The organism is Citrobacter sp. CRE-46, assembly GCF_059615875.1.
In genome coordinates, this window is sequence record NZ_CM184341.1 from 2,064,370 (window position 1) to 2,089,008 (window position 24,639).

29 protein-coding genes and 1 riboswitch are annotated in these 24,639 nt (G+C 54.0%); of the genes, 15 read left to right on the plus strand and 14 right to left on the minus strand.

Features of this window, described 5'->3' with window-relative positions; all coding sequences use genetic code 11:
* Positions 1-5 precede the first annotated feature (5 nt).
* Genes pduP through pduA form a run of 14 tightly spaced genes read right to left on the minus strand, consistent with a single transcriptional unit; the run spans position 6 to position 10,769 of the window.
* Positions 6-1,391, minus strand: a complete 1,386-nt coding sequence (pduP, locus tag AC534G_RS09685; RefSeq protein ID WP_110497555.1) for a CoA-acylating propionaldehyde dehydrogenase PduP — start codon at positions 1,389-1,391, stop codon at positions 6-8.
* A complete protein-coding gene (gene pduO / locus AC534G_RS09690) occupies positions 1,388-2,395 on the minus strand; it encodes a two-domain cob(I)yrinic acid a,c-diamide adenosyltransferase PduO (protein WP_110497557.1) in 1,008 nt (335 codons plus the stop codon). Before pduO ends, pduP begins: the two co-directional genes overlap by 4 nt.
* Positions 2,396-2,403: 8 nt before the next feature.
* Positions 2,404-2,679 (minus strand): EutN/CcmL family microcompartment protein, encoded by a 276-nt coding sequence (locus tag AC534G_RS09695; protein WP_038641685.1) that lies wholly within the window; start codon positions 2,677-2,679, stop codon positions 2,404-2,406.
* 3 nt (positions 2,680-2,682) lie between these two features.
* Positions 2,683-3,174, minus strand: coding sequence for a microcompartment protein PduM (gene pduM, locus AC534G_RS09700; protein ID WP_038641683.1), 492 nt, complete (start codon positions 3,172-3,174; stop codon positions 2,683-2,685).
* Complete coding sequence (locus AC534G_RS09705) at positions 3,171-3,803, minus strand: phosphate propanoyltransferase (protein ID WP_038641680.1); 633 nt, start codon at positions 3,801-3,803, stop codon at positions 3,171-3,173. Before AC534G_RS09705 ends, pduM begins: the two co-directional genes overlap by 4 nt.
* The gene (locus tag AC534G_RS09710) at positions 3,803-4,267 is read right to left on the minus strand and encodes a BMC domain-containing protein (protein ID WP_085047973.1); all 465 of its coding nucleotides are present in this window, start codon (positions 4,265-4,267) and stop codon (positions 3,803-3,805) included. Before AC534G_RS09710 ends, AC534G_RS09705 begins: the two co-directional genes overlap by 1 nt.
* A 24-nt stretch (positions 4,268-4,291) precedes the next feature.
* The gene (gene pduJ, locus AC534G_RS09715) at positions 4,292-4,567 is read right to left on the minus strand and encodes a propanediol utilization microcompartment protein PduJ (RefSeq protein WP_001057752.1); all 276 of its coding nucleotides are present in this window, start codon (positions 4,565-4,567) and stop codon (positions 4,292-4,294) included.
* Positions 4,568-4,586: 19 nt separating this feature from the next.
* Positions 4,587-4,937, minus strand: coding sequence for a glycerol dehydratase reactivase beta/small subunit family protein (locus AC534G_RS09720; protein WP_038641675.1), 351 nt, complete (start codon positions 4,935-4,937; stop codon positions 4,587-4,589).
* A complete protein-coding gene (locus AC534G_RS09725) occupies positions 4,927-6,759 on the minus strand; it encodes a diol dehydratase reactivase subunit alpha (protein ID WP_038641673.1) in 1,833 nt (610 codons plus the stop codon). The genes AC534G_RS09720 and AC534G_RS09725 overlap by 11 nt, the downstream gene beginning before the upstream one ends.
* A 15-nt stretch (positions 6,760-6,774) precedes the next feature.
* Positions 6,775-7,293 carry a propanediol dehydratase small subunit PduE gene (gene pduE, locus AC534G_RS09730; RefSeq protein ID WP_016153529.1) on the minus strand — a complete coding sequence of 173 codons (519 nt, stop codon included), beginning with the start codon at positions 7,291-7,293 and terminating at the stop codon, positions 6,775-6,777.
* Positions 7,294-7,307: 14 nt separating this feature from the next.
* Positions 7,308-7,982 carry a propanediol dehydratase medium subunit PduD gene (gene pduD, locus AC534G_RS09735; protein WP_087855992.1) on the minus strand — a complete coding sequence of 225 codons (675 nt, stop codon included), beginning with the start codon at positions 7,980-7,982 and terminating at the stop codon, positions 7,308-7,310.
* A gap of 10 nt (positions 7,983-7,992) precedes the next feature.
* Positions 7,993-9,657, minus strand: a complete 1,665-nt coding sequence (gene pduC / locus AC534G_RS09740; RefSeq protein ID WP_038641668.1) for a propanediol dehydratase large subunit PduC — start codon at positions 9,655-9,657, stop codon at positions 7,993-7,995.
* An 18-nt stretch (positions 9,658-9,675) separates the two neighbouring features.
* A complete protein-coding gene (gene pduB, locus AC534G_RS09745; protein WP_003030252.1) occupies positions 9,676-10,488 on the minus strand; it encodes a propanediol utilization microcompartment protein PduB in 813 nt (270 codons plus the stop codon).
* Positions 10,488-10,769, minus strand: coding sequence for a propanediol utilization microcompartment protein PduA (gene pduA, locus AC534G_RS09750; protein WP_003030255.1), 282 nt, complete (start codon positions 10,767-10,769; stop codon positions 10,488-10,490). The genes pduB and pduA overlap by 1 nt, the downstream gene beginning before the upstream one ends.
* 523 nt (positions 10,770-11,292) lie before the next feature.
* Here pduA and pduF point away from each other — a divergent pair.
* The 15 genes from pduF (at position 11,293) to cbiM (ending at position 24,637) form a co-directional block, all read left to right on the plus strand.
* Positions 11,293-12,102: a propanediol diffusion facilitator PduF gene (pduF, locus tag AC534G_RS09755; protein ID WP_087855993.1), complete on the plus strand. Its 810-nt coding sequence runs from the start codon at positions 11,293-11,295 to the stop codon at positions 12,100-12,102.
* Positions 12,103-12,305: 203 nt separating this feature from the next.
* Positions 12,306-13,217 (plus strand): transcriptional regulator PocR, encoded by a 912-nt coding sequence (gene pocR, locus AC534G_RS09760; protein ID WP_006683984.1) that lies wholly within the window; start codon positions 12,306-12,308, stop codon positions 13,215-13,217.
* 329 nt (positions 13,218-13,546) lie between these two features.
* A riboswitch (cobalamin riboswitch) is annotated at positions 13,547-13,721 on the plus strand.
* 88 nt (positions 13,722-13,809) lie between these two features.
* Positions 13,810-15,189, plus strand: a complete 1,380-nt coding sequence (locus AC534G_RS09765; RefSeq protein ID WP_087855994.1) for a cobyrinic acid a,c-diamide synthase CobB — start codon at positions 13,810-13,812, stop codon at positions 15,187-15,189.
* Positions 15,186-16,145, plus strand: a complete 960-nt coding sequence (cbiB, locus tag AC534G_RS09770) for an adenosylcobinamide-phosphate synthase CbiB (protein WP_110497559.1) — start codon at positions 15,186-15,188, stop codon at positions 16,143-16,145. Before AC534G_RS09765 ends, cbiB begins: the two co-directional genes overlap by 4 nt.
* A 10-nt stretch (positions 16,146-16,155) precedes the next feature.
* The gene (locus AC534G_RS09775; RefSeq protein WP_008785140.1) at positions 16,156-16,788 is read left to right on the plus strand and encodes a cobalt-precorrin-8 methylmutase; all 633 of its coding nucleotides are present in this window, start codon (positions 16,156-16,158) and stop codon (positions 16,786-16,788) included.
* Entirely contained in the window at positions 16,785-17,921 is a 1,137-nt protein-coding gene (gene cbiD, locus AC534G_RS09780; RefSeq protein WP_038641657.1) for a cobalt-precorrin-5B (C(1))-methyltransferase CbiD, read from the plus strand. The genes AC534G_RS09775 and cbiD overlap by 4 nt, the downstream gene beginning before the upstream one ends.
* On the plus strand, positions 17,915-18,520 hold the full coding sequence (locus AC534G_RS09785; RefSeq protein WP_061381971.1) for a cobalt-precorrin-7 (C(5))-methyltransferase: 606 nt from the start codon (positions 17,915-17,917) through the stop codon (positions 18,518-18,520). Before cbiD ends, AC534G_RS09785 begins: the two co-directional genes overlap by 7 nt.
* Positions 18,510-19,079 (plus strand): decarboxylating cobalt-precorrin-6B (C(15))-methyltransferase, encoded by a 570-nt coding sequence (locus AC534G_RS09790; RefSeq protein ID WP_038641653.1) that lies wholly within the window; start codon positions 18,510-18,512, stop codon positions 19,077-19,079. The genes AC534G_RS09785 and AC534G_RS09790 overlap by 11 nt, the downstream gene beginning before the upstream one ends.
* A complete protein-coding gene (locus tag AC534G_RS09795) occupies positions 19,072-19,845 on the plus strand; it encodes a cobalt-precorrin-4 methyltransferase (protein ID WP_496594537.1) in 774 nt (257 codons plus the stop codon). Before AC534G_RS09790 ends, AC534G_RS09795 begins: the two co-directional genes overlap by 8 nt.
* Entirely contained in the window at positions 19,826-20,881 is a 1,056-nt protein-coding gene (gene cbiG, locus AC534G_RS09800) for a cobalt-precorrin 5A hydrolase (RefSeq protein WP_496594538.1), read from the plus strand. The genes AC534G_RS09795 and cbiG overlap by 20 nt, the downstream gene beginning before the upstream one ends.
* Positions 20,881-21,606 carry a precorrin-3B C(17)-methyltransferase gene (locus AC534G_RS09805; RefSeq protein ID WP_003030278.1) on the plus strand — a complete coding sequence of 242 codons (726 nt, stop codon included), beginning with the start codon at positions 20,881-20,883 and terminating at the stop codon, positions 21,604-21,606. Before cbiG ends, AC534G_RS09805 begins: the two co-directional genes overlap by 1 nt.
* Entirely contained in the window at positions 21,603-22,388 is a 786-nt protein-coding gene (locus tag AC534G_RS09810) for a cobalt-precorrin-6A reductase (protein ID WP_038641647.1), read from the plus strand. Before AC534G_RS09805 ends, AC534G_RS09810 begins: the two co-directional genes overlap by 4 nt.
* Positions 22,389-22,398: 10 nt before the next feature.
* Positions 22,399-23,193 carry a sirohydrochlorin cobaltochelatase gene (cbiK, locus tag AC534G_RS09815; protein WP_110497561.1) on the plus strand — a complete coding sequence of 265 codons (795 nt, stop codon included), beginning with the start codon at positions 22,399-22,401 and terminating at the stop codon, positions 23,191-23,193.
* Complete coding sequence (locus AC534G_RS09820; protein ID WP_496594539.1) at positions 23,190-23,903, plus strand: cobalt-factor II C(20)-methyltransferase; 714 nt, start codon at positions 23,190-23,192, stop codon at positions 23,901-23,903. Before cbiK ends, AC534G_RS09820 begins: the two co-directional genes overlap by 4 nt.
* On the plus strand, positions 23,900-24,637 hold the full coding sequence (cbiM, locus tag AC534G_RS09825; RefSeq protein ID WP_038641642.1) for a cobalt ECF transporter S component CbiM: 738 nt from the start codon (positions 23,900-23,902) through the stop codon (positions 24,635-24,637). The genes AC534G_RS09820 and cbiM overlap by 4 nt, the downstream gene beginning before the upstream one ends.
* Positions 24,638-24,639 lie beyond the last annotated feature (2 nt).

Genomic DNA, 24,639 nt, shown 5'->3' on the forward strand with positions numbered 1-24,639 from the left:
CCCCATTAGCGAATAGAAAAACCGTTTGTCAGCACGCAACGACGAGAACGTGCGAAAGTACGTGCCGATGTTGTTCCTTCACCGGTCGGCGTCGCAATTGTGAAAGTGGTAAAGCCTTCACCACCCACGCCAATCCCGGCGTAAGAGGGGCCATTTTTCACAAAAATGGAGGTCTGAAGCGTGCGTGCGGCAAGATTCAAACGCGACACATTCTGTGAATGCATAATGGCGGTGTGATGCAATCCCTCTTCAACTTTCAGAGCCAACGTTAACGCACTGTCAAAATCGCTCACCGTGACGATGGGGAGCATTGGCATTAGCTGCTCGCTGGTAACCCACGGGTCGTCAGCCTTGACGATACCTATCAGTAATCGAGGCGCTTTTGCCGGAACAGGTATTCCTGCGGCTTCCAGTAAGGTGGCCGGGCTTTTTCCTACCAGCTTTTTATTGGCCATGCCTTCGGGCAAACAGACTGCCCGCAGTTTGTCTACCTCTTCGCTCGTGAGAAGCAGTGCGCCAAAAGACTGCATTTGTTGAACCAGGCGTTCGGCAACGGCACTAACAACAATCAGGCTCTTCTCAGCAATGCAGGGGAGGTTGTAATCAAAAGATGCGCCGTTGATGATATCTTCCGCCGCCTTAACCATGTCGGCTGTTTCATCGACAATACAGGGAGGGTTGCCTGCGCCTGCGCCAATGACTTTTTTCCCGCTTTTCATACCCATAGCAACAATGCCTGGGCCACCGGTAATCGCCAGAACTGCGATTTTAGGGTGTGCCATCATCTGCTGGGTAGCCTCAAAGGTGGGTTCTGTGACCGTGACGACAAGATTCCGGATCCCGCAGCAGCGGAAAACAATATCCTCAATCATGGCAATCAGTTTCAGTGAGACCACTTTAGCGCCCGGATGCGGGCTAAAATAAACGCTGTTCCCCGCAGCCAGCATACTGATGCTGTTGTTAATAATGGTTTCCGTCGGGTTGGTACTGGGGGCGACGGAGCCAATCACGCCAAATGGTGAATACTCGAATAACACCATGCCGCCATCGCCGGTCAGTGCCGTGGTGGTGAGATCTTCGATTCCTGGAGTGTTGTCCAGCGCAGCTTTATTCTTGAGGAATTTATCCTCTTTGTTGCCCATTCCTGTTTCGGCTGCGCTCTCAGCGGCCAGGGAAGCAAGATGAGGGGTCAGTTCTTCTCGCAGGGCGTGAATGATGGCGCTGCGGGTTTTTAATGGCGATTGCTGGTAACGTAAAAAAGCCTGATGCGCGGCTTCGATAGCTTCACCCACGGACGGAAAAATTCCGTTTCCTTTGGTTTCTGTTTTTGCCGGGGCGAGTTGTTCACTCAAAATGTTACGGATGAGGGTTTCAAGTTCTGAAGTATTCATTGATGTGTTCTCACGTTAATCGCCGCAATGGCCGTTTCTGCAATGTCCATATCCTGTTCAACGCTTCCCCCGCTGATGCCAAGACCCCCAAGGAGTAGACCCTTTCGCCATAATGCGTATCCGCCACCAAAAGTGACGACTTTTCCCTGCATATGGCTTTCCAGACCGTAAAGCGCCGCGCCTGGTTGCACCGCTGACGTTAATTCATGCGTGGCGGTTTTCATCGCCACGGCGGTCCAGGCTTTTTTGGGTGCCAGTTCGCTACTGACGAGCAATGCGTCAGGCATACGCCAGGTCACCATTTGGGTCCCGTTCGCATCAACAATGCTGATGACGACCGGAACCTGAAGTTCTTCTGCTCTCGTCACCGCAGCGCGAGTCAGTTGGTGGAGCTCCTGAAAAGACAGAGACATAGTCGGCTCCTTTGTGGCTGATGTACGGATGGCGGCGAGATAACGCTCAGCCACTTTCTGAATAATGTCGTTTTGATGGGCGTCATGATCTTCTGCCCGTGCGAGCGCATATAAGCAGTCGGACAGACGATTGATGTAACGCATCAGCACATGTCTGACGGCGATATCGGCAGAAAGCTCCACCAGTCGCCTCTCTGCGCGGCGAGCCAGCGTACGGGCAAAATGCAGACGGCTGGCCGCTTCGCTGCGGCCCGGTAAAATAAAGCTGCGCAGCGACGGTACTCTCCCCATCGCGGTATCGATGGCGGTTTCCAGCGCTGCAATTTCTTCTGAACTGATGTAGCGCTGCTCTGGGTTTGGTTGTTCGCTCTCGCTGGCGAGTTCGGCGCTGAACCAAAAAAGCTGCAGTTGAATGTTTTCAAGTAACTGGCGGTGCTGTGGGCTTTTCGCCGCGCAAACGCACAGGCTAAGCGCCGCATTGAGTTCGTCCAGCGTCCCGTAAGCCTCGACGCGCGGATGCGTTTTGCTTACGCGTTGCCCGGTAAAGAGGGCCGTTGTGCCGGCATCGCCAGTGCGGGTATAAATCGCCATAGTTCCTCCTAACGAGAAAGCGTGTCGACAATGCCGACAATAGCCAGATCGATGGCCTCATTTGGGCCGGAGAAAACGTGCCGGGCACTGGAGCCGCTGCTGAGTAAAACCAGTTCTCCGGTTCCTGCGCCGACAGAATCAACGGCGACTTCGTCCCCGGTCGTCGGGGAGGCTGGCAGCTCTCCGTCAACACTCACCCGACGTACCAGCAACAGCTTTTTCCCCACCAGTGAAGGGGACTTTTGCGTGGAGACAACAACGCCTGTAACCCGTGCCAGATGCATAGCTCACTCCTGCTTAATTAATTGGACATTTCGCGTACTGACAGTTTCCTGAGCCAGCGCAGTGACGACACATCGACGGCGTAGCACTAGAACCGCATCGTGCAATTGGGCGACGTCGGCGTAACTGAGAAGTTTTTCAGGATGCAGAACGATCGCTCGCCCCAGTTCGTCACCAAACTCCAGCGGCAGACGCGCGAGTTTTTTCACGGGTACTGCGGGTAACAATTGGTGATGTAGAGAAATTTTCACGCGGACTCCGCATGCCAGCGCTTCGTGGATCGTGACTACCGACATATTGGCAGGGCTGCTTTCGACAATTTGCTCCAGCAGGAGCAGGTCAGCCTGCAAAATGTGCAGTGACGAGTATTGGCAGCATAGTATCCGTGGGTCTACTTCCCGTAACTGCGCGACGCTGAGGGAGATCGTGCTTGCCGCGCGTTTTTTTAATCGGGAAACAACCTCCTCGATAATGCGTTGCAGCAGTTCGTTGTTCATTGTGAGGTCACCAGTGTGGCGAATGCCTGCGGATTATCCGCCCCTGCGGCATTGGCTTCGTCGGTATCAATATGCATCTCAAGGCGCATATCCGGCGAAACGCGTACGGCGACGTTATCGAAAATCAGCCGGCGTTCATCGCCATTAATGGCGACCGAGACTTTATCACCATGGGAAACCCGCAGAATCAGGGCATCGAGCGGCGACATATGGATATGCCGTTGAGCAACGATAACGCCGGATGTTAAGTCCAGTTCAGCAAATGGACTGACAAGGCGAATACCCGGCGTGCCCTGGATATTGCCCGACATACGCAGCGGGGCAGCAATACCTAGCGTACGGGCATCGGTACGTGAAATTTCAACCTGACTGGCGCTTCTTAGCGGGCCGAGTAAACGCACATTTTTTAACTGTCCTTTAGGTCCAACCAGCGTGACGGTCTGCTCTGCAGCGTATTGTCCGGGCTGCAATAGCCCTTTTTTCTTGCTGATAGGCTGATTGGGAAACAAACGGACGTAATCTTCAGTGCAAAGATGAATATGACGATTAGAGATCCCCAGCGGAATAGGGCGCTCGCGCATTTCATCCAGAACTTTGGCGACCGTTGACTTGAGTTGCTGTTTATCCATCACGCTTTACCTCGTTTGCCAGAGTGCAGACAAAGAGAGCGGGGCTCACCTTTCTGGCGGGTACAGGCTGGGTCAAGGCACAGATTGCAGCTAATCAACTCCGCATTTTGCGGCGCTTCGGACGCTGTGCTGTCCACCAACATCTCTTCTTGCGGCTCGACCTGGATGGGGTCGGGTGTTGGCTCTGGTTCCGGTGTCACGCTATGTGACAGGATTCCGTCCCCTGGTCTGGAAATGACTTTGTGAGCCACCAGCCCATCGCGTTGGTCCGCGAAACTGACACCGGTAGAAATGGCCGCCTGCACGGAGGCCACATCCCCGATTATCTTGATCACCGTCCAGCCTGAACCGTTGGTTTTTTCGAGGCCCACCAGCGTGATGGAGGCGGCTTTCGCCATGACGTCCGCGCAACTGATGGCTAATGCCAGACCACTAACTTCGAGTAATCCCAGTGATTGCTTCACGCTGTGCTCCTTGGTTGCAACGACTTATGCGGATTTAGGTAAAATGGCTTCAACGTCGCTGTGCGGACGCGGGATAACGTGGCAGGATTTCACCTCGCCAACGGCGCTTGCAGCTGCGCTTCCTGCATCTACTGCGGCTTTCACCGCGCCGACATCGCCGCGAACCATCACGGTGATCAGGCCTGAGCCGATTTTTTCGTAACCGACCAACTGCACGTTTGCGGATTTCACCATGGCATCAGCGGCTTCAATAGCGCCGACAAGCCCTTTTGTTTCAACCAGTCCCAGTGCGTTATTCATACTGCTTGTCTCCTGTGGGTTATGAGTGGCATTCCCGGAATGGAATGCCTTTAACCAGCCGCGCAGCGTTATTACCGATGCTGCGACGAGCGTGGTTATCTTGTTGATACATCAGCGTAAAAAGCGGCGCTGACGCGGGTAGATTTTTGTAGTGCACGACCAGTTTTTCGCGACTGCAGCCAATGCCAACCAGCAGCGGCGACTGGCATGCCGCGAGCCATGCGTTGTGGATAACGTCGGCTGAATGGTTCTCCTGAATCACAAACGGGATCCCTTCTTCTTCAATACCCAGCAGCACGTCGTTCCAGGTGTCAGCACAGTCACCGGTGGTGAAGATAACGATAGCGGGCGTGTTGAGATTACTTTCCATGAGCGAACGCCTTGTGCCAGGAGAGAATCAGCCCGGTCGCGACCGCATTGCGCGGACCCTCGGTGCCACGAATGTTGCCGCGCCCGGCAACCAGGCGATAATGCGCCAGCGCATCGGTGACCAGTTGCGGTACTTCAAAGTCCAGGGACGAGCCGCCAACCAGCACCACAAAGGGAATATCCCGAATGTTCCCGGTCGGACTCACCTGACGTAACGCTCTGAGCGCGTTGGTGACAAAAACGCGCTCCTTGGCGCTGCGGCGAATGGCCCGTACTTTCTCCAGCGCCAGTTCGCCTGGCAGGGGCACCAGCTCATCAGGTTTTACTACGCACACGCGGGCAAAAACCGTTGGCGGAAGAGGCTCAGGGAAGAACTGAACGCTGCCATCTTCGTGGCGAAGATGGAACAAGCTCTCAACTTTCGCCAGCGGGTACTTTTTGATCTCTTCGGCCAGATAACGGTCATCCAGCCCCAGTTCACGGGCAATAATCATCGTGACCATATCGCCCGCGCCCGCCAGGTGTGTGGCAATAATTTCGCCTTTCGGGTTGATGATGGAGGCGTCGGTCGATCCCGCACCGAGATCCAGAATAGCCAGTGGTCGCGTCGTACCCGGAGTGGTTAAGGCCCCGAGAATGGCCGCTTCGGCTTCAGCCCCGCCAACCTGGACATCAATGTTGAGCTTTTGCGTGATCTCCTGGGCAATCATTGCCATTTGCAGGCGATCTGATTTCACCATTGAGGCAATACCGACAGCCTGTTCCAGAGAAAACTCACCGGCAAGTCCACCGGTCACGCTGACGGGAACCGAGGTATCAACCGCCAGTAGATCCTGAATAAAGATTTCCTGACTGGGTTTGTTGGTTAATTCAGCCATTGTCTGGCGTACATGTTCCAGCATGCCGCCAATATTGGTCCCCGCTTCGCCGGTAACATTATCCAGTTTCGGGCACTCACCAACGGCTTTCATAATCGCGTCAGCGCCTGCTGCAACGTCGACGCGTACGGTACGCCCTTGTGACTGTAGCTCCAGATTTCCGGCGGGAATGGCTCGTGCTTTCACATCGCCTGACGGCGTTTTCACCACCACGGCAGAGCGGTTGCCGATCAGCGCGCGCGCCATCGGGACAATGTTTTTAGTCTCGTCGGCATTGAGACCAAAGACAGTTGCAATCCCGTAGGGGTTAGAAAGCGTTTCAATGACCTTTCCGGGAACCGCGACCTCAATAGCAGCTAACATACCCAATGGGATACGGTCGATATGAAGCACTTCATCCACGATGGGCAGGGGGTGAGTCAGACGATTGCTGACCAACACGCCATCGTCTTGCTGCAAAATTACGCCAGTTAACTGGTATCCGGCGCGTACCGAGGCATTAATCATCGTGGCGACATCGGCGAAATCAAATGCCGATGACACCACCAGAATATAAGGTGTATCCGCCGGACGGCTGAGCAGCTCTTCCGGCGTAATAGTAATGCCAACACCCAGCCCGACACCGCCCGGCGTTTTAGGGTTATGGCCGATCATGGTGGATTCAGTGATGATGGTTTCGGTGATTGTTTCCATCGCCACGTCGCCAATGACCGGAGTGGCTTCGTTAATACGGATGAGCGAAATATCGCTGACATTGATGCCGGCGTTTTTTGCTGCCAGCGTAAGTGCCTCCTGAATGCCAAACACATTACGCAATGTGCCTTTTATCCCGGTGGTTTCTGCCAGGGCGCTGTTGGTAATACACAGCGCACCAGACTCATCCAGGGTAGCCAGAGCGACTTCCGTTGATGAGTTACCTATGTCAATGCCAGCTATATATCGCATGATCCTGTCCCTGAGTTAGTCGTCGCCTTTGAGTTTTTTACGCTCAACATACAGCGCAGCCGCTTCACGAACGAAAGCCGCACAGATCTTTGCCTGATAACGATTTTCGAGATCGTCAGCGATAGCCATCAGCTCATCTTTAGTCGAGCGATACGGGCGTAGCGCGTTGTAGATCTCCAGGATGCGATCGTCAGGTACAGCGGTTAGCTCTGCGGCGCGCTCAAAGTTCATCGCCAGCCTGTCACGCCCGGCATCTTTGGCGATTTCCGCCTGCAGGCGCAGCGTTTCGGGGGTGATGCGCATGTCCTGTGCCGTCACCTTGTTGCTCAGAACATTTTCGAGTGTGAAGTCATCCAGGGTTTTGTTGGTCGCGGTTTTTACCCACTCAGGATGTTTATTCGCAAGAGGGTAATCCGTGACTTTCGCGGTATGTGCTGATGAACTTGCCGCAACCGGAGTTGCGGACTCGCCTTGCAGGCTGTTCATCCGGCTCAGCACATCCCGAACCATCGATTCAATTGCGTCGGTATTCATGGAGTTATCCTTTATCAAAGCGCCACGCGCAGTTCCTGCGGGTTTTTGCCCGTCACGACATATTTGGTCTCTTTAATGTGCAGAATGGCCGATTTCGCCTGGTACTTAGGTCGGGCCATCTGGTCATTCAGAGTAGGGACCGGTTGCGGAGATTCACGCTTGGCATAACGCGCGGCGTTTTTACCGATCTGACGATAGGTTTCCAGCGTCAGAAGCGGCGCCTGAGGGAACAGTTCCAGATTAGAAAGCGGCGGTAACCCCTGCTGGTGGATAACCGTGGTGCCTTTTGACTGGATGCCGATAGAGATCCCGGAACCGCTCAGACGGTTGCCTTCCACGGCGACAAACGCGACATCAGAGGATTTAAAGCAGCGGATAACGCGTGCTTTAATGCCTTCCTCTTCAATTCCGGCAATCACTTCGCGCAAGATATTCTTATGCGGGAGCCCGACGATATTGACGGTTTGTGAGAGCCCGAACGCTGGACCTACGGCAATAATCACTTCGTCTTGCTGCTGACCTTGTTTAGCTTCGCCAATCTCAGTCAGAAAACTTTCGCCCTGTATCGCTGCGGCCTGCGGCGCGCTTGCCGCTGTCGATGCGTGGAATGAGACGGGTTTGTCGCTGGTCTGCATTTCAGACAGCACGTCTTCAATTATCTGGCGCAGCAGCTTTTCATTAATTTCCATTTTTCACCCCTTAGCCAAGTTCGTTGGGATCAAGTGCGCCAGGGATGTTTTTGATCTCTTCCCAGCGTTCGCCTTGCAGGCGATAACCTGTTGCCGGACCGGCATAGTCATTGACGTCATTTACTGCGGATAGCACCTGTCCGTCGCCAACGATAATGGCGGAGGTATGCAGATAATCCCCGGTTAACTTGGCTTTCTGGATGTTGAGCATGTCCTGCGCAACATCGGTAAACCCGCCCTGAGCAAGCGCTTTTACCACTTCAAGACCGTTGCGATTTTTACTGATGATCTCTTGTGCAAATTTGATGTCTTCAACGATGTTGCGCTCTGGCATATCTTTCGATCCGTGAGCGTAAGTCGCAGCTTCCACTTCTTCATCAGTGATTGGCGGTAATCCCATCCCGGCAAACACAGCCTGCAGCGCGCGGGCCGCTTTGTTACGAATGGCGATAACATCTTCTTCTCGAACCGGACGCAGGCCGCCGTCCACTTTCAGGTCGCGCTGGATAACGTTGTAGTCGTCAAAGTCTTCAGCATCTTCGTTGGAACCGGCGAACATGTTGTCGTAGTTCGGCACCGCGGAATAACCGGAAGAGATGAAGTCAGTACCTGGCAGGAACTGCATCAGCAGACGCGCGGTACGACGCATATCCGAGTGGGTAAAGGTCTGGTCGTTGCTGGAGGCGCATTCCAGATCCAGAGAAGAACAGATCAGGTTTTCGGCCAGAACCGCACGAATACCGGACGGCACGGCAGAAGGTACGCCGATGCAGCTTACTGAGCCGTTTTGCAAACCCTGCACGCCAGCGGCTTTGGTGATGTAAATGCAGCGGGCTTCCAGATAAAGCATCGATTTACCTTCGGCATAACCCATCTGTACTTCAGAGCCAGAGCCGGAAGTAAAGCGCATTTTCAGGCCGCGAGAGGCGTAGGAAGAGGCGAGGAAGCCTTTCGACCATGGTGTGTCGTCGCCGTCGGTAAAGACGGGTTCTGTACCATAGACGGAGATAGTTTCCGCGTAGCATGTGTGGCCCAGCATGCCGAGCTTAAGTTCGGTTGCTTCTTCCAGAGAGCACTGAGTTAACACGCCAGGGCGTCCAACCTGTGAACCGACTAACAAGGCAATGGCGTTAAATGGCGCGTAGCGTGCGACGGCAACGGTCGTTTCCTGTTCGTCAAATCCGCGCCATGCGCCTTCTGCGGCGTCAGCGGCAATCTGTACCGGGTTATCTTTGACGTTAGTGACGTGCGCCTGTTGAGACGGAGTTCGACGAGCACGCATTTTCTGCATGGCCATCATCATCTCGACGACGTTCATATGGGACACCACTTCGACAATTTTTGCTGGTGTCATGGCGGTGGTCAGCGGTACGATATCTTTGCGCTTCACGTTAGGGTCGCAAAGCATATTGGCCAGTTTGACCGAGTCCATTGCCATGACTTCTTCAGCGCGCGCCAGGTTAATGCCGTAGCGGGCAATGAAATGGTCAATTAAGTCAAATTCACTGGCGGATTTGCCGTCCAGTTCAGTCACAGTACCGTTGACGATTTTAATCGATGGTTTAGGGTCGTTCGGGCTTTCCATCGCAATGAAGCCTTCTTCGATCCACTCCTTAACGAAACCATCCTGATTCACAGGGCGTTTCGCCAGTGCTTCAAATCTTTTCGATCTCATGAATCAGCCTCACTGATATCAGATATAGGACGGACGATCGTTTTTCGGCTCTGAGCCGAGGGTCCCGAGTACGGTTTTACCGATTTCACGGGCGGAGATAACAGCCTGACGAACTGCGCCGGAATCACCAGAGATGACCAGAATGGCTTCGTTGCTGAAGCTGGTGCCATGGGCCGGGGAGCTGTAGGCTACAACTTCTACATTGGCGGATTTCAGCGCAGTATCAGCCATCAGGACACCCACGGAGGCTGGTGCGCCGACAATCACGCCACAGGCACGGCCAATCGGCGCGCCAAAGGCTTTTTCCAGCGCGTAGCTGGCGCGGGCGGTGTATTGCATCTCGATGTGACCGGCTTCGTTGGCATAAACATCGCCAAAGGTGCGATCCAGCTCTTTCAGCGCAACCTCAATTCCGCGTTTCACGTCGGAAACATCGTTGCCGCCGAGGATAATCAGCGAGCCGTGGCCCGCGCCGCCTTTGGTATCTCGTGGTAATTCAATACTGACGACTTCCGTATTTGTTGCTTTTACCGCTTCATCGGCGGCCATAATGTGCGGACCCGCGCCAGTACGGGCGCCAAGGATGCCAATGGAGCGATAACGTTTTTCAAGTTTCATCGCGTCCAGTAAGGCGCTGTCTACGTTGGCGATTACCAGACCGACGGTGTCGCCGATCGCGGTACCGACAAACTCCGTTAAACTGCAGCTTTTCTCTGCCATAGCCGTTTCTCGTGTTGGGTGATTATTTTCAGGGATAGCCTGCTGTTCTGGGGTTGCCACGCGAGCAATCACCTGCGCCATGATCTGTTCAACCAGCTCATTGCTGCTCATTAGCTAATTCCCTTCGGTAAGATTTTTTCTACATCGGTATGAGGGCGCGGGATAACGTGTACGGCTTTCACTTCTCCCACATTACGGGCTGCGGCGGCGCCGGCATCTGTTGCTGCTTTGACTGCGCCGACATCGCCGCGGACAATAACGGTTACCAGCCCCGAACCAATTTTTTCGTAGCCGACCAGCATTACATTGGCTGATTTCACCATTGCATCTGCGGCCTCTATGGCTGCAGTTAAGCCTTTGGTTTCTACCATTCCTAACGCTTCTTGTTGCATAAAGACCTCGCCTGGGTTGTCCCGATATTCATGACTATAAAAAGAAGCGAGGAAAAAGAATGGCTGAGTTGAAAGTATGAATGAAAAAATAGTGAGGTTATGGTGATATAAAATTGCTGTGTTTTATTTTATCTTTTTGTTTTTAATGGTTATTTTTTATTTTCATAATATGAATATTTAGTTATTTCAATTCCATATTTACACTTTTGTTAGTGACATTAAAAATGGCATTTGCTATGCGGAAAATGAAAATGTGATGATTGTCTGAAAACATAATTCTGCCAATAGCAATATTTTATCGTTTCACAAATGTACCACTAATAGTGGATTTCCCTGTGTTCTCGCCTGTTTTAATAAAAGTGATAGCAAGAATTTGCTATCTCAGCACGATTTTGAGGGGCATGCCGCCTTCAGATTGCCAACATTTTGCCGATACGGCTTTTTATAGTAAGCCTTGAAGTATTCTACGTACCAGCAAGGAGTCCGCTGGTAAAGACACGAACTCTGCTTAGAAGGTGTCACAATGAACGATTCACTAAAAGCGCAATGCATTGCTGAGTTTTTGGGTACCGGGCTGTTTTTGTTTTTTGGCATCGGATGCCTGAGCGCACTTAAAGTCGCGGGCGCCAGTTTGGGATTATGGGAGATCTGCATCATATGGGGGTTGGGGATCTCGCTTGCCGTTTACCTGACAGCGGGGATTTCTGGCGCGCATCTCAATCCTGCAATCACCATCGCCCTGTGGTTATTTGCCTGTTTTCCGGGGCGCAAAGTTGTGCCATACACCGTAGCGCAGGTTGCGGGTGCCTTTGGCGGCGCGTTGCTAGCCTATCTGCTGTACGGAAGTCTATTTACCGAATATGAGTCTGCCCATCAAATGGTACGCGGCAGCCTTGAAAGCCTGCAACTGGCCAGTATTTTTAGTACTTATCCAGCGGCGGCGCTCAGCGTCTGGCAGGCTGCGCTGGTTGAAGTAGTGATCACTTCCATTCTGATGGGCATGATCATGGCACTTACCGATGACGGTAATGGCGTCCCCAGAGGGCCATTGGCGCCTTTATTGATTGGCATTCTGGTGGCTGTTCTCGGTGCATCTACCGGGCCGCTCACCGGATTTGCGATGAACCCGGCACGTGATTTCGGTCCAAAATTATTTGCATGGATGGCCGGGTGGGGAGATGTGGCGATGACTGGCGGGCGTGATATCCCTTATTTCATCGTACCGATTGTGGCCCCCATCATCGGTGCGTGCGCGGGCGCAGCAATTTATCGTTATTTTATTGGCAAAAATTTACCGTGTAATACGTGTAAACTGGAGGAAAATGAGAGCTAGCTTCACGGAAGATGTTTATTTTTAAAGCGTAAAAACTGTTTTCGTGATCCGGTTTCCTGAACCGCTGAAAAAGTCTCCCCACAATGGGAGACTTTTGTTATGTTCGATGATGACTTTCATCAGCGCCCTGGAAAGCGAGATGAAACTGGATGTGTAAATAGTATGTTTTATTTATAACAATAAATTAACTGAGAGGTTTTATCATGATTTCTGCGAGTGCCCTGAACTCAGAACTCATTAATAAAATCGCACAGGATTTTGCGCAGGCCACCAGTCTGGCTGTTGTGGTTGTCAATATTCACGGTGATGAAATTTCTGAGCTTTTTAATTTCACCCCTTTTTGTCAGTTGATGCGCCAGCATCCTCAGCACAGTACCCGTTGTCGTATGAGCGATCGCTGTGGCGGGCTGGAAGCTTCAAAATCCGATCAACCCTGCATCTATCGCTGCCACGCGGGGCTTACCGACTTCTCAATTCCGCTGGTAATTGCGGGTCACCTGGTTGGGTTCGTATTGTGTGGTCAGGTGCGTTTAAGTAACGATGTCGGCCTGGTGGATATCCTGAACGTCGATGACCGCTGGCAAGCCGATCCCGAACTGCTCAGTGAATTTCGTAATGTGCCGGAGATGGACTATTCGCGCGTTATCGCCTCGGCGGATCTGCTAAAGCTCATCGTGGAAAATTGCCTTAAAAAACAACTAAATTTTGTGGTTATCAAAGACAACCCGCAGCAGGCAGAGCCGGTACGCGCCAACCGAACGCCGAATCCTCACGACAGCAAAATGAAAAAAGCGCTGCGCTATATTGATGCGCATTTGTCAGATGAGTTACGCCTGGAAGATGTTGCGTCTCATGTTTACCTTAGCCCTTACTATTTCAGTAAATTGTTCAAAAAATATCAGGGTATCGGGTTTAACGCCTGGGTAAATCAACAGCGAATGGCGAGTGCCAAAGAGTTGCTCTGTCATAGTGACTGGAGCATAGCCAGCATTGCGCGTAATTTAGGCTTTTCACAAACCAGCTATTTCTGCAAAGTATTCCGCCAGACGTATCAGGTTACGCCGCAGGCATTTCGCCAGCAAATAAATGTCATTTCACGCGGTGAGTCCGCTTAAATAGCAATATTTTGCTATTGCCGATTTTTGATATCGGGCGCTATGTCAGTAATTATAAAATGAAAAGTAACAACAGCAGTCAATAAATTGTCATAGCGCAACAAAATAATAGTATTAGAGGGATAAACTGCACCAGTTTTTATTTTTGTGATGAGATACAGTGTCTGTATGCCTGACTTTCTTTATTCTTTGCTGACACTTTCATTCAAAATGTGAACATGTGAATAAGTGGGTTTATGCCAGATAATTGGCTGAATGAATCCGGAAAGATATTAAATTGAATTATTGTCATGAGGTCGTGAATTTACCTCATAACAGGGAGCTTAATTACGGCTCCTGAACTGACAGGTTTGCCACATTTGTGGTAGGGAAGGGGGTGAGAATCCCCCGCAGCCCCCGCTGCTGTGATGCTGACGACCCCGTATGGACCACTGATCGCAAGATTGGGAAGGACGGGTGAGGATGACGCTAAGCCAGAAGACCTGCCTGTCAGTGACTACCAACAACTTCGGTGGGAAGTGGGTGGTTCAGATGCATACAGTCGAGAGACTGGGTATCTCTACACCCCTACCACCCTGAACAGGATCAGGGTATGGCGGCCAATTTTCACGCATTTGTTCTTGCAGGTACCGGAAGCGGCTGTGGTAAAACCACGGTGACGCTGGGCTTGTTGAGCTTGTTGAAAAAACGCGGTTTACGCGTCCAGCCTTGCAAAGTGGGGCCTGATTACCTTGATACCGGCTGGCATACAGCGGTATGCGGTACCGCTTCCCGCAATCTTGATAGCTTCATGCTTCCCGCTTCCACTCTGAATGCTTTATTCCGCGAGCAGGTGCAACATGCCGATATCGCCGTGATTGAAGGCGTGATGGGGTTGTATGACGGTTATGGTACCGACCCGAACTACTGCAGTACCGCCGCGATGGCCAAACAGTTAGGTTGCCCGGTCATCTTACTGGTTGATGGTAAAGCTGTTTCTACCTCGATAGCCGCAACGGTAATGGGTTTTCAGCATTTTGATCCCACGCTGAACATCGCCGGGGTGATCGTTAATCGGGTCAACAGCGAAACGCATTATCAGCTGCTGAAGGTGGCGATTGAGCGTTACTGTTCCGTTCCTGTATTAGGCTACGTTCCCCGTATGGAAGGCGTTGCGCTTCCGGAGCGTCATCTGGGGCTGGTTACTGCGCGTGAGTCTGTTATCAATCAGCAGCCGTGGCAGGACTTTGCCGCGACGCTGGAGCAGACGCTGGATATCGATGCTCTACTGAAATTAAGCCAGCTAAACACCCTCCCTGCGGGTGAATGGCCTACGCTTCCCGATACTGATGCTGGAGAAGGGCTAACGCTTGCTATCGCTGATGACGAAGCGTTCAACTTTTATTACCCGGACAATATTACTTTGCTTGAACGCACGGGGTTGAAGATTGTGCGTTTTAGCCCGTTGCACGACACCTGTTTACCTGATTGTCAGATGATCTGGCTGGGTGGCGGATACCCTGAGTTACATGCTGCGGCTCTGGCCCGTAATGTCCCGATGCTTAAGCAATTGCGAGCCGCACATCACCGCGGCGTGGCGATTTACGCCGAGTGCGGTGGGCTGATGTATCTCGGCAGTTCGCTGGAGGACAGCCACGGTGATAGCTGGTTGATGGCGGATATCATTCCCGGTCACAGCAAAATGGGGAAACGTCTGACCCGATTTGGCTACTGCGAGGCGCAGGCCGCGCAGCAAACCTTGTTAGCTGCAGAAGGCGAAGTGCTGCGCGGGCATGAATTTCACTACTCAGATTTTATTCCTGAAACTCCCGCGGTGATGCACTGTCGCAAAGTGCGCGATGGCAAAACGTTGCAGACCTGGTCCGGCGGCTGGCAGGTGGGTAACACTTTCGCCAGCTATCTACACGTTCATTTTGCCCAACGTCCGCAGATGCTTAACCATTGGTTGGCAGCCGCGAGGAGCGCGCTATGACGATCCTTGCGTGGTGTGTTGCCTGGCTGCTTGATTTTATTATTGGCGATCCGCAGAACTGGCCGCATCCGGTGCGCTGGATTGGCAATCTGATTTCTGCCATGCAGCGAGTCGTGCGGCGCTACTGCCATAGCGATCGTGCGTTGCGCATTGGTGGCGCGGCGATGTGGGTAGTGGTGGTTGGCCTGACCTGGGCTGTGTCCTGGGGCGTACTGGCGCTGGCGCACTCTATTCATCCCTGGCTTGGTTGGGTGGTAGAGGTTTGGATGATCTTTACCGTGCTGGCGGGGCGCTGTCTGGCGAACGCCGCGCAGGATGTCGAACGTCCGTTGCGTGCCGGTAACCTTGCCGCAAGTCGGGAAAAGTTATCTTGGATCGTAGGTCGCGATACCTCGCAATTACAACCTCAGCAGGTCAATCGTGCCGTGGTGGAAACCGTGGCCGAAAACACCGTTGACGGCATCATCGCGCCGCTGTTTTTCCTTCTTCTCGGCGGCGCGCCTTTGGCGATGGCCTACAAAGCGGTAAATACCCTTGACTCCATGGTGGGTTACAAACATGAAAAATACCGCGCTATCGGTATGGTCAGCGCGCGTCTGGATGATGTCGCAAATTATATTCCTGCGAGGCTGAGCTGGCTGCTGCTGGGCGCGGCAGCTTTTTTATGCCGTCAGGACGGCTCGCGTGCTTTGCAGATCGGCTGGCGCGATCGCTACAACCACAGTAGCCCAAACTGCGCGTGGTCGGAGGCCTCCGTTGCCGGGGCATTAGGTATTCGTCTGGGTGGCCCTAATGACTACTTTGGCGAGCGCGTTGAGAAACCGTGGATTGGTGATGCACAACGCGACATTTCGGTAGACGACATTTCCCATACGATTCGATTGATGTGGGTGGCATCGACGCTGGCACTGGCGCTGTTTATCGCGCTGCGGTGGCTGCTGGTCGGTGTAGCCTGAGGACAACACTATGCAATATATCCAGCAACCCCAGGCTATTGAGGCCAAAAGTTTCGACATTATAGGCGAGATTATCCGTGAAACCCGTCCGGACTATCAGTTTGCCAGTCCGTTGCATGAAGCCATTATCAAGCGGGTCATTCACACTACGGCGGATTTCGACTGGCTGGACATTCTGTGGTTTTCCAGTGATGTGCTGGAGCAGTTCTGCGCGGCGCTTAGCCGTTCGAGCGTGATTTATACCGATACCACCATGGCCCTTTCCGGGATCAATAAAACGCTGCTGGCAAAATTTGGCGGCGAGTGCCGCTGCTATATCAGCGATCCACGAGTCGTACGTACGGCAAAAGAGCAGGGGATCACCCGCTCAATGGCGGCTGTCGATATTGCGGTGAAAGAAGAGGGGGAAAAGCTGTTTGTTTTTGGCAACGCGCCGACAGCGCTGTTCCGCCTGCTTGAACATGATGTTGCGGTTAGCGGTGTGGTTGGTGTACCGGTTGGGTTCGTTGGTGCTGAAGAGTCGAAAGATGCCCTGACCCAAAGCAACCTGCCGGCCATTGCTGCGTTAGGCCGTAAAGGGGGGAGTAACGTCGCCGCTGCTATCGTCAATGCCATGCTTTATCACATGCAGGGGGCGCGATGAGCGAGGCCTTCGATACGCCGGTGTGGCACAACGGCAAAGCGCTGCGTAAAGGATATACCACGGGATCGTGCGCGACGGCGGCTGCAAAAGTGGCGGCGCTGATGGTATTGCGCCAGCACCTGATCCATCAGGTTTCCATCGTGACGCCTTCCGGGGTGACGCTGTGCCTGAACGTCGAATCGCCGCATATCGAAGGGCAGCAGGCGATAGCCGCGATCCGTAAAGACGGTGGCGATGATGTCGATGCCACGCATGGCATGCTGATTTTTGCCCGCGTGACGTTAGATGATAGTGGCGTGATCGCCTTACAGGGCGGTGAAGGGGTCGGTACGGTTACCCGCAAAGGGATCGGTCTACCGGTGGGGAGTTCGGCGATTAACCGCACACCTCGCCAGACCATTGAGTCGGCGGTACGTGAAGCGATTGGTCCAAATCGTGGGGCGCAGATTGAAATCTTCGCGCCGGAAGGCGAAGAGCGGGCGCAAAAAACTTACAACTCGCGGCTTGGCATTCTGGGCGGCATTTCGATTATTGGCACCACGGGTATCGTCACGCCAATGTCGGAAGAGAGCTGGAAGCGTTCGCTGTCGCTGGAGCTGGAAATTAAACGCGCGGCGGGTCTGGATCGCGTGGTTCTGGTGCCGGGAAACCACGGTGAACGTTTTGTGCGTGAACAGATGGGCATCGACACCCAGGTTGTGGTCACCATGAGCAACTTTGTCGGCTACATGATTGAAGAAGCCGTCCGTCTGGGATTTCGGCAAATCGTGCTGGTGGGACATCCCGGGAAACTTATCAAAATCGCGGCGGGGATCTTCCATACCCACAGCCATATTGCCGATGCGCGCATGGAAACGCTGGTGGCCCATCTCGCGTTGCTTGGCGCGCCGCTGGAACTGCTGAGGCTGGTCAGCGACTGCGATACTACCGAAGCGGCGATGGAACACATCGACGCGTACGGCTTTCAGCATATTTATAACCATCTGGCGGAGCGGATCTGTATGCGCGTTCTGCAAACGTTGCGCTTTACCAAAAATCCCCCGACCTGCGACGCCATCATGTTCTCGTTTGACAATCAGGTGCTTGGCAGTAATCGCCCGATCGCAGAAATTGCTGAGGAGATGCAATGTTAACCGTTGTGGGAATGGGACCCGCGGGTTTGCATTTGATGACGCCTGCGGCGCGTGAAGCGGTCGCAACGGCTGACGTGCTGGTCGGCGGAAAACGGCATTTGCAGCAATTCCCGGATTTCACCGGTGAACGGTTTGCTCTTGGCGCCAATATCGCGGAGCTCCTGAACTGGGTAACTGCGCACAAGGATAAGCATGTCGTCGTGCTGGCGTCTGGCGATCCGCTGTTCTACGGCATTGGGACGCGCATGGTGGCGCATTTTGGCATCGGGCAGGTACGCATTATTCCCGGTATTAGCGCGGTGCAGTATCTGTGCGCGCAGTCCGGTATCGATATGAACGATATGTGGCTGACCAGTAGCCACGGGCGCAGCGTCTGTTTCGATGAACTGGCCCGACATAACAAGGTGGGGATGGTTACAGATGCGTTGTGCGGCCCACGTGAAATCGCGCAGCAGCTAATCACTCGAGGCAAGGGACATCGCTGGATGGTTATTGGCGAAAACCTGGCGATGGAAAACGAGCGGATCCATGTCCTGCCTGTGAGTGAAATTAATGCCGACTATGACATGAATGCAGTGGTGATCCTTGATGAAAGATGAGCTGTTTCTGCGTGGAGAGAAGGTGCCGATGACCAAAGAAGCGGTACGCGCACTTGCCCTCTCAAAACTTGAATTACACCGCGCCAGTCACCTGATTGATATTGGTGCGGGAACAGGCAGTGTGTCGATAGAAGCGGCGCTGCAATATCCAGGATTGCGTGTGACGGCAATCGAACGTAACCCGGCGGCGCTCAGGTTGCTGGATGAAAATCGCCAGCATTTTGCCTGCGCAAATATCGACATTTTTCCCGGCGTTGCGCCAATGACCATCGCCGAAAAAGCCGATGCCATTTTTATGGGCGGCAGCGGTGGGCATCTGACCGATCTCATTGACTGGTCGATGCGTCAGCTGCATCCCGCCGGGCGGCTGGTCATGACGTTTATCCTTCAGGAAAACCTCAATACCGCGCTGGCTCATCTGGACCATCTTGGCGTACAGGGAGTGGATTGCCTGCAGCTACAGGTTTCCTCGCTTACCACGCTTGGCAGTGGTCATTATTTCAAACCGAATAACCCCGTATTTGTTATCGCCTGTCAGAAGGAAGGAAACCATGTCTGAGATTTTTGATCCCCGTAGCGTGTGGTTCGTTGGCGCAGGTCCTGGCGATCGCGAGCTGATTACCCTCAAAGGTTACCGTTTGCTACAGCAGGCGCAGGTGGTTATCTACGCTGGATCGCTGATTAACACCGAACTGCTGGAATATTGCCCCGCCGGTGCTGAATGCCACGACAGCGCTGAACTGCATCTGGAGCAGATCCTCGATCTGATGGAAGCTGGCGTGAAGGCTGGCAAGACCGTGGTGCGTCTGCAAACTGGCGATGTCTCACTATACGGTTCCGTCCGCGAGCAGGGCGAGGAACTGACCAAACGCGGGATCGACTGGCAGGTGGTGCCCGGCGTCAGCGCATTCCTCGGTGCGGCGGCGGAACTCGGCGTGGAGTACACCGTGCCTGAAGTCTCCCAAAGCCTGATCATTACCCGTCTGGAAGGGCGCACGCCGGTCCCCGAGCGCGAACAACTGGAGTCGTTTGCCAGTCACCAGACATCTATGGCGATTTATCTGTCCGTCCAGCGTATTCATCGGGTGGCCGAGCGTTTGATTGAAGGCGGTTATCCGGCGACCACGCCAGTGGCGGTGATCTACAAGGCGACCTGGCCGGAAAGCCAGACCGTGCGCGGTACTCTGGCGGATATTGGCGACAAGGTTCGCGATGCGGGCATCCGCAAAACGGCCCTGATTCTGGTCGGTGATTTCCTGGGCTCGGAGTATCACTACTCCAAACTCTATGCGGCGGACTTTAGCCATGAATACCGTAAAGTCTGAGTCAATTGCGCTTTTTTGCCTGACGCCAGGCGGCGTTGTGCTGGCGAAACGTCTGGCTGCTATGCTGCCGGTCACCTGTTTTACCAGTGAAAAGCTGCTGGAGGAGGGGTTTATTCCCTTTGAAAACGGCTTTGCCAATACTGCCCGCGAAGCGTTTATGAATTATTCAGCGCTGATTTTTATCGGAGCGACCGGCATTGCGGTACGCGTACTGGCCCCGCTGGTCAACGATAAATTTTGCGATCCGGCGGTGGTGGTCATTGATGAACGTGCCCAGCATGTCATCAGCCTGCTCTCCGGCCATGCAGGGGGCGCGAATGCGCTGGCGCGTTATCTGGCAGGCATGTTGGGCGCCGACCCGGTTATTACCACGGCGACGGATGTCAACGATATGGCGGCCCTGGATACGCTGGCATTCCAGTTGAATGCCCGGATGAGCGATTTCCGTTCGGCGGTGAAGATCGTGAATCAGATGCTGGTCAGCAACAAGCGGGTTGGCCTGTGGTGGGATGACGAACTGACCCAGGATATCAGCCATTGCGATCGCCGTGGTTTTATTACGGTAACCGATCTCAATCAGCTTCCCGAACTGGATGCGCTGGTGTGTATCACCTTACGCACCAACTTACCCGAACTGCCTGTTCCGCACTGGAAGCTGGTGCCGCAGCGGGTCGTGGCCGGAATTGGTTGTCGCCGCGACACACCGTTTCCACTGCTGGCTGCGCTGCTTGCCCGTCAACTTGAAGCCCAGCAACTCGACCCGCTGGCGCTCAAAGCCATTGGCAGTATCACGCTGAAAAAAGATGAACAGGGGCTCATCCAGTTGGCTTCGTGCTGCCGCGTGCCTTTCGAAACCTTTTCCGCTGACGCGCTGCGTGAGCATGAACACCGTTTTCCGGCCTCATCGTTTGTTCGTAAAACGGTGGGTACAGGAAGCGTTTCTGGTCCTGCAGCCTGGCTGCTGAGCCACGGACAACTGTTAGGCGAGACCCTGCGCGAACAGGGCGTCACTATCACTTTGGGAGTTTCACACTGATGTTAAGCGTAATTGGAATTGGCCCTGGCTCGCAGGCAATGATGACCATGGAAGCCGTTGAAGCACTGCAGGCAGCGGAAATCATCGTTGGCTATAAAACCTACACCCATCTGGTAAAGGCCTTTACTGGCGACAAACAGGTGATCAAAACCGGGATGTGCAAGGAGATTGAACGCTGTCAGGCGGCGATCGAACTGGCGCAGGCGGGTCACAATGTGGCACTCATCAGCAGCGGTGATGCGGGGATTTACGGGATGGCCGGGCTGGTGCTGGAGCTGGTCAGTAAGCAAAAGCTGGATGTTGAGGTCAGACTGATCCCAGGCATGACTGCCAGCATCGCCGCCGCCTCCTTACTGGGCGCGCCGTTGATGCACGACTTCTGCCACATCAGCTTAAGCGATCTGCTGACGCCATGGCCGGTTATCGAAAAACGCATCGTTGCCGCTGGCGAAGCCGACTTTGTCATCTGTTTCTACAACCCGCGCAGTCGGGGTCGTGAAGGACATCTGGCGCGCGCATTTGAGCTGCTTTCCGCCAGCAAGAGCGCACAAACGCCGGTCGGTATCGTGAAGTCAGCCGGACGTAAAAAGCAGGAAAAATGGCTGACCACTCTCGGTGAAATGGACTTTGAGCCGGTTGATATGACCAGTCTGGTGATCGTTGGCAACAAAACAACCTACGTGCAGGACGGCCTGATGATCACGCCACGAGGTTATGTGCTGTGAATTACGGTGACGTGTTGGTCATGGGCGGTACCAGCGATGCGCGCATGCTGTGTCAGCAACTGGATGCGGCAAACGTGGCCTACACCCTGTCAGTGGCGACCCCAACGGGGAAGCAGCTGGCGGGAGACATCAAAGGCCAGGTGCGTTGCGGACGTCTGGAGCGTGAGCAAATGATTGCCTGGCTGCAGGAAAATCGGACGCGCTGGGTGATTGACGCCTCGCATCCGTATGCCGAGGTGGTGAGCCGCAATATCGTGAGCGCTTGCGAAGCGGCGGGCGTGCTGCTGAGCCGCTACCAACGTCCTGAGCAGTTGAGTGGTTTAACCCACCCGCATCTGTTTACCGTACAGAGTATTCAGCAAGCCTGCGAGGTGGCGCGACGCTTCGGTAAACGCGTGTTGCTCACCACCGGCAGTAAAGATTTAGCCATCTGGCGTGAAAGATTAGCGGAAAAAACGCTGCTGGCGCGTGTTCTGCCTGTACCTGAGGTCATTCAGCAATGCGCGGATCTGGGTTTTGGCGTCGGTGAAATTTTTGCGTTGTGCGGGCCGTTTAGCGCCGAGTTCAACGCCGCGTTTTACCGTCAGTGTCAGGCTGATGTGGTGATCACCAAAGCATCCGGTGCGGAAGGTGGTTATCAGGAAAAAGTTCAACCCTGTCTGGATGCTGGTATCCCCTGCATCGTGATTACACGTCCGGCACCGTTGGTGACGGGAGAAGAGTTACTGGAAAGTCAGGCCGCATTTGGGGCGCGTTTAACGCGCTGGCTGGCCGCTGCTTAAGGAGTTAGAGATGAAAAAGGCGCTTCTGGTGGTCAGCTTTGGCACCAGCTATCACGACACCTGTGAGAAAAATATTGTGGCCTGCGAGCGCGATCTCGCGGCCAGTTGCCCGGATCGTGACCTGTTCCGTGCGTTTACCTCCGGGATGATTATCCGCAAGCTCAAGCAGCGTGACGGCATTGATATCGACACGCCGTTGCAGGCGCTGCAAAAGCTGGCAGAGCAGGGGTATCAGGATGTGGCTATTCAGTCGCTGCACATCATCAACGGCGACGAATACGAAAAAATAGTCCGCGAAGTACAAAGTATGCGTCCGCTGTTTTCTCGCCTGACGCTCGGCGTACCGCTGCTGAGCAGCCATGAAGATTACGCGCAGCTGATGCTGGCGCTGCAACAGCAGATGCCGTCGCTTGGCGAAAAGGAAAAAGTGGTCTTTATGGGGCACGGCGCCAGCCATCATGCCTTTGCCGCTTATGCCTGTCTTGACCATATGATGACAGCGCAGCGCTACCCGGCGCGGGTCGGGGCGGTGGAAAGCTACCCGGAAGTGGATGTGTTAATTGATAGTTTGTCTCAGGAAGGGGTGACGGCGGTGCATCTGATGCCGCTGATGTTAGTTGCTGGCGACCATGCCATCAATGATATGGCCTCCGACGAAGACGATTCGTGGAAGACATTGTTTAATGCGGCCGGGATACGGGCTACGCCGTGGCTCAGTGGGTTGGGTGAGAATCCGGCGGTGCGCGCCATGTTTGTGGCGCATTTACAGCAGGCGCTGAATGTGGCGCTGGAGGAAGCGGCATGAGCGGAAAACTGTACGCGTTAAGCACCGGGCCAGGCGCTTCCGATCTCATCACCGTGCGCGCCGCCCGCACGCTGGGTCAGCTCGATATTCTCTATGCGCCTGCCGGGCGTAAAGGCGGCGATAGCCTGGCGCTGTCGATCGTGCGGGAGTATATCGGCGAGCAGACCGAAGTCCGCTGCTGCCATTTTCCGATGAGTGCCGACAGCGCTGAAAAAGAGGCTGTCTGGGATGAGGTTGCCGCCGCGCTGGTTCAGGAAGTGGAGGCCGGTAAACAGGTTGGTTTTATTACCCTTGGTGATGCCATGCTGTTTAGTACATGGGTCTTTTTACTCCAGCGTATTGGCTGTCCTGACTGGTTGGAAATCGTTCCGGGTGTGACTTCTTTTGCCGCGATTGCCGCGCGTTCGAAAACGCCGCTCGCCATGGAGCAACAGTCGCTGGCGGTGGTCTCCTGTACCGCGCCGGAAGCGGAAATCCAGCAGGCGTTAAAGCAGCATGACAGCCTGGTGCTGATGAAAGTATACGGTCGTTTTGCGCGCATCAAAGCGTTGCTGCAACAAGAGGGCTTGTTGAATTGCGCATTGATGATGTCTGAAGCCACGCTGCCGGGTGAGCAGTGCTGGCGTCATCTCAACGAAGTCAGCGACGACCAGCCGCTGCCTTATTTCTTGACCATTCTGGTTAATAAACAGTGGGAGTATGCACAATGAAGCTTGAACAACAGCTAAAACAGCTGTCTTTCAGCGGGTTGGCTGCGGCGCTATTACTGATGATTGTCCCTGAGCAAGCGTTCGCCATGCACATTATGGAAGGCTTCTTGCCGCCAATGTGGGCGCTGGCCTGGTGGCTGCTGTTTTTACCTTGCCTGTGGTACGGATTAGTTCGCTTGCGTCAAATCGTCCAGGAAGACAGCCACCAAAAAGTGTTACTGGCCCTCTGCGGCGCGTTTATTTTTGTGCTGTCGGCGCTGAAAATTCCTTCCGTTACCGGAAGCTGCTCGCATCCGACTGGTGTCGGCCTGGCGGTTATCCTGTTCGGACCGGGTGTGGTCGCTATTCTCGGTGCAATCGTCCTGCTGTTCCAGGCCTTGCTGCTGGCGCACGGTGGTTTAACGACGCTCGGCGCCAACGGTATGTCGATGGCGGTGATTGGCCCGGTAGTAGGTTACATGGTGTGGAAAATGGCCTGCCGCGCGGGGCTACGCCGGGATGTCTGCGTCTTCCTGTGCGCCATGCTGGCGGATCTCGTCACCTATTTTGTTACCTCGGTGCAACTGGGCGTTGCGTTCCCGGATCCGTCCGCAGGCGCAATGGGGTCGATTGTGAAATTCATGGGCATTTTCTGCCTGACGCAGATCCCCATCGCGATTGCGGAAGGTCTGCTCACCGTAATGATTTATGACCAGCTAACCAAACGCCAGTTGATAACCGCACAAGGACATTAACG

What these genes read in the sequence shown, in the direction of transcription:
- cbiM (WP_038641642.1), top strand. Translation starts at nt 23,900, where the DNA reads ATGAAGCTTGAACAACAGCTAAAACAGCTGTCTTTCAGCGGGTTGGCT.
- AC534G_RS09695 (WP_038641685.1), bottom strand. Translation starts at nt 2,679, where the DNA reads ATGCATCTGGCACGGGTTACAGGCGTTGTTGTCTCCACGCAAAAGTCC.
- pduJ (WP_001057752.1), bottom strand. Translation starts at nt 4,567, where the DNA reads ATGAATAACGCACTGGGACTGGTTGAAACAAAAGGGCTTGTCGGCGCT.
- pocR (WP_006683984.1), top strand. Translation starts at nt 12,306, where the DNA reads ATGATTTCTGCGAGTGCCCTGAACTCAGAACTCATTAATAAAATCGCA.
- cbiD (WP_038641657.1), top strand. Translation starts at nt 16,785, where the DNA reads ATGAGCGAGGCCTTCGATACGCCGGTGTGGCACAACGGCAAAGCGCTG.
- AC534G_RS09785 (WP_061381971.1), top strand. Translation starts at nt 17,915, where the DNA reads ATGTTAACCGTTGTGGGAATGGGACCCGCGGGTTTGCATTTGATGACG.
- AC534G_RS09820 (WP_496594539.1), top strand. Translation starts at nt 23,190, where the DNA reads ATGAGCGGAAAACTGTACGCGTTAAGCACCGGGCCAGGCGCTTCCGAT.
- AC534G_RS09720 (WP_038641675.1), bottom strand. Translation starts at nt 4,937, where the DNA reads ATGGAAAGTAATCTCAACACGCCCGCTATCGTTATCTTCACCACCGGT.
- cbiK (WP_110497561.1), top strand. Translation starts at nt 22,399, where the DNA reads ATGAAAAAGGCGCTTCTGGTGGTCAGCTTTGGCACCAGCTATCACGAC.
- pduA (WP_003030255.1), bottom strand. Translation starts at nt 10,769, where the DNA reads ATGCAACAAGAAGCGTTAGGAATGGTAGAAACCAAAGGCTTAACTGCA.
- cbiB (WP_110497559.1), top strand. Translation starts at nt 15,186, where the DNA reads ATGACGATCCTTGCGTGGTGTGTTGCCTGGCTGCTTGATTTTATTATT.
- pduF (WP_087855993.1), top strand. Translation starts at nt 11,293, where the DNA reads ATGAACGATTCACTAAAAGCGCAATGCATTGCTGAGTTTTTGGGTACC.
- pduC (WP_038641668.1), bottom strand. Translation starts at nt 9,657, where the DNA reads ATGAGATCGAAAAGATTTGAAGCACTGGCGAAACGCCCTGTGAATCAG.
- AC534G_RS09795 (WP_496594537.1), top strand. Translation starts at nt 19,072, where the DNA reads ATGTCTGAGATTTTTGATCCCCGTAGCGTGTGGTTCGTTGGCGCAGGT.
- pduO (WP_110497557.1), bottom strand. Translation starts at nt 2,395, where the DNA reads ATGGCGATTTATACCCGCACTGGCGATGCCGGCACAACGGCCCTCTTT.
- pduM (WP_038641683.1), bottom strand. Translation starts at nt 3,174, where the DNA reads ATGAACAACGAACTGCTGCAACGCATTATCGAGGAGGTTGTTTCCCGA.
- AC534G_RS09725 (WP_038641673.1), bottom strand. Translation starts at nt 6,759, where the DNA reads ATGCGATATATAGCTGGCATTGACATAGGTAACTCATCAACGGAAGTC.
- AC534G_RS09775 (WP_008785140.1), top strand. Translation starts at nt 16,156, where the DNA reads ATGCAATATATCCAGCAACCCCAGGCTATTGAGGCCAAAAGTTTCGAC.
- pduB (WP_003030252.1), bottom strand. Translation starts at nt 10,488, where the DNA reads ATGAGCAGCAATGAGCTGGTTGAACAGATCATGGCGCAGGTGATTGCT.
- cbiG (WP_496594538.1), top strand. Translation starts at nt 19,826, where the DNA reads ATGAATACCGTAAAGTCTGAGTCAATTGCGCTTTTTTGCCTGACGCCA.
- pduD (WP_087855992.1), bottom strand. Translation starts at nt 7,982, where the DNA reads ATGGAAATTAATGAAAAGCTGCTGCGCCAGATAATTGAAGACGTGCTG.
- AC534G_RS09805 (WP_003030278.1), top strand. Translation starts at nt 20,881, where the DNA reads ATGTTAAGCGTAATTGGAATTGGCCCTGGCTCGCAGGCAATGATGACC.
- AC534G_RS09705 (WP_038641680.1), bottom strand. Translation starts at nt 3,803, where the DNA reads ATGGATAAACAGCAACTCAAGTCAACGGTCGCCAAAGTTCTGGATGAA.
- AC534G_RS09765 (WP_087855994.1), top strand. Translation starts at nt 13,810, where the DNA reads ATGGCGGCCAATTTTCACGCATTTGTTCTTGCAGGTACCGGAAGCGGC.
- pduE (WP_016153529.1), bottom strand. Translation starts at nt 7,293, where the DNA reads ATGAATACCGACGCAATTGAATCGATGGTTCGGGATGTGCTGAGCCGG.
- AC534G_RS09790 (WP_038641653.1), top strand. Translation starts at nt 18,510, where the DNA reads ATGAAAGATGAGCTGTTTCTGCGTGGAGAGAAGGTGCCGATGACCAAA.
- pduP (WP_110497555.1), bottom strand. Translation starts at nt 1,391, where the DNA reads ATGAATACTTCAGAACTTGAAACCCTCATCCGTAACATTTTGAGTGAA.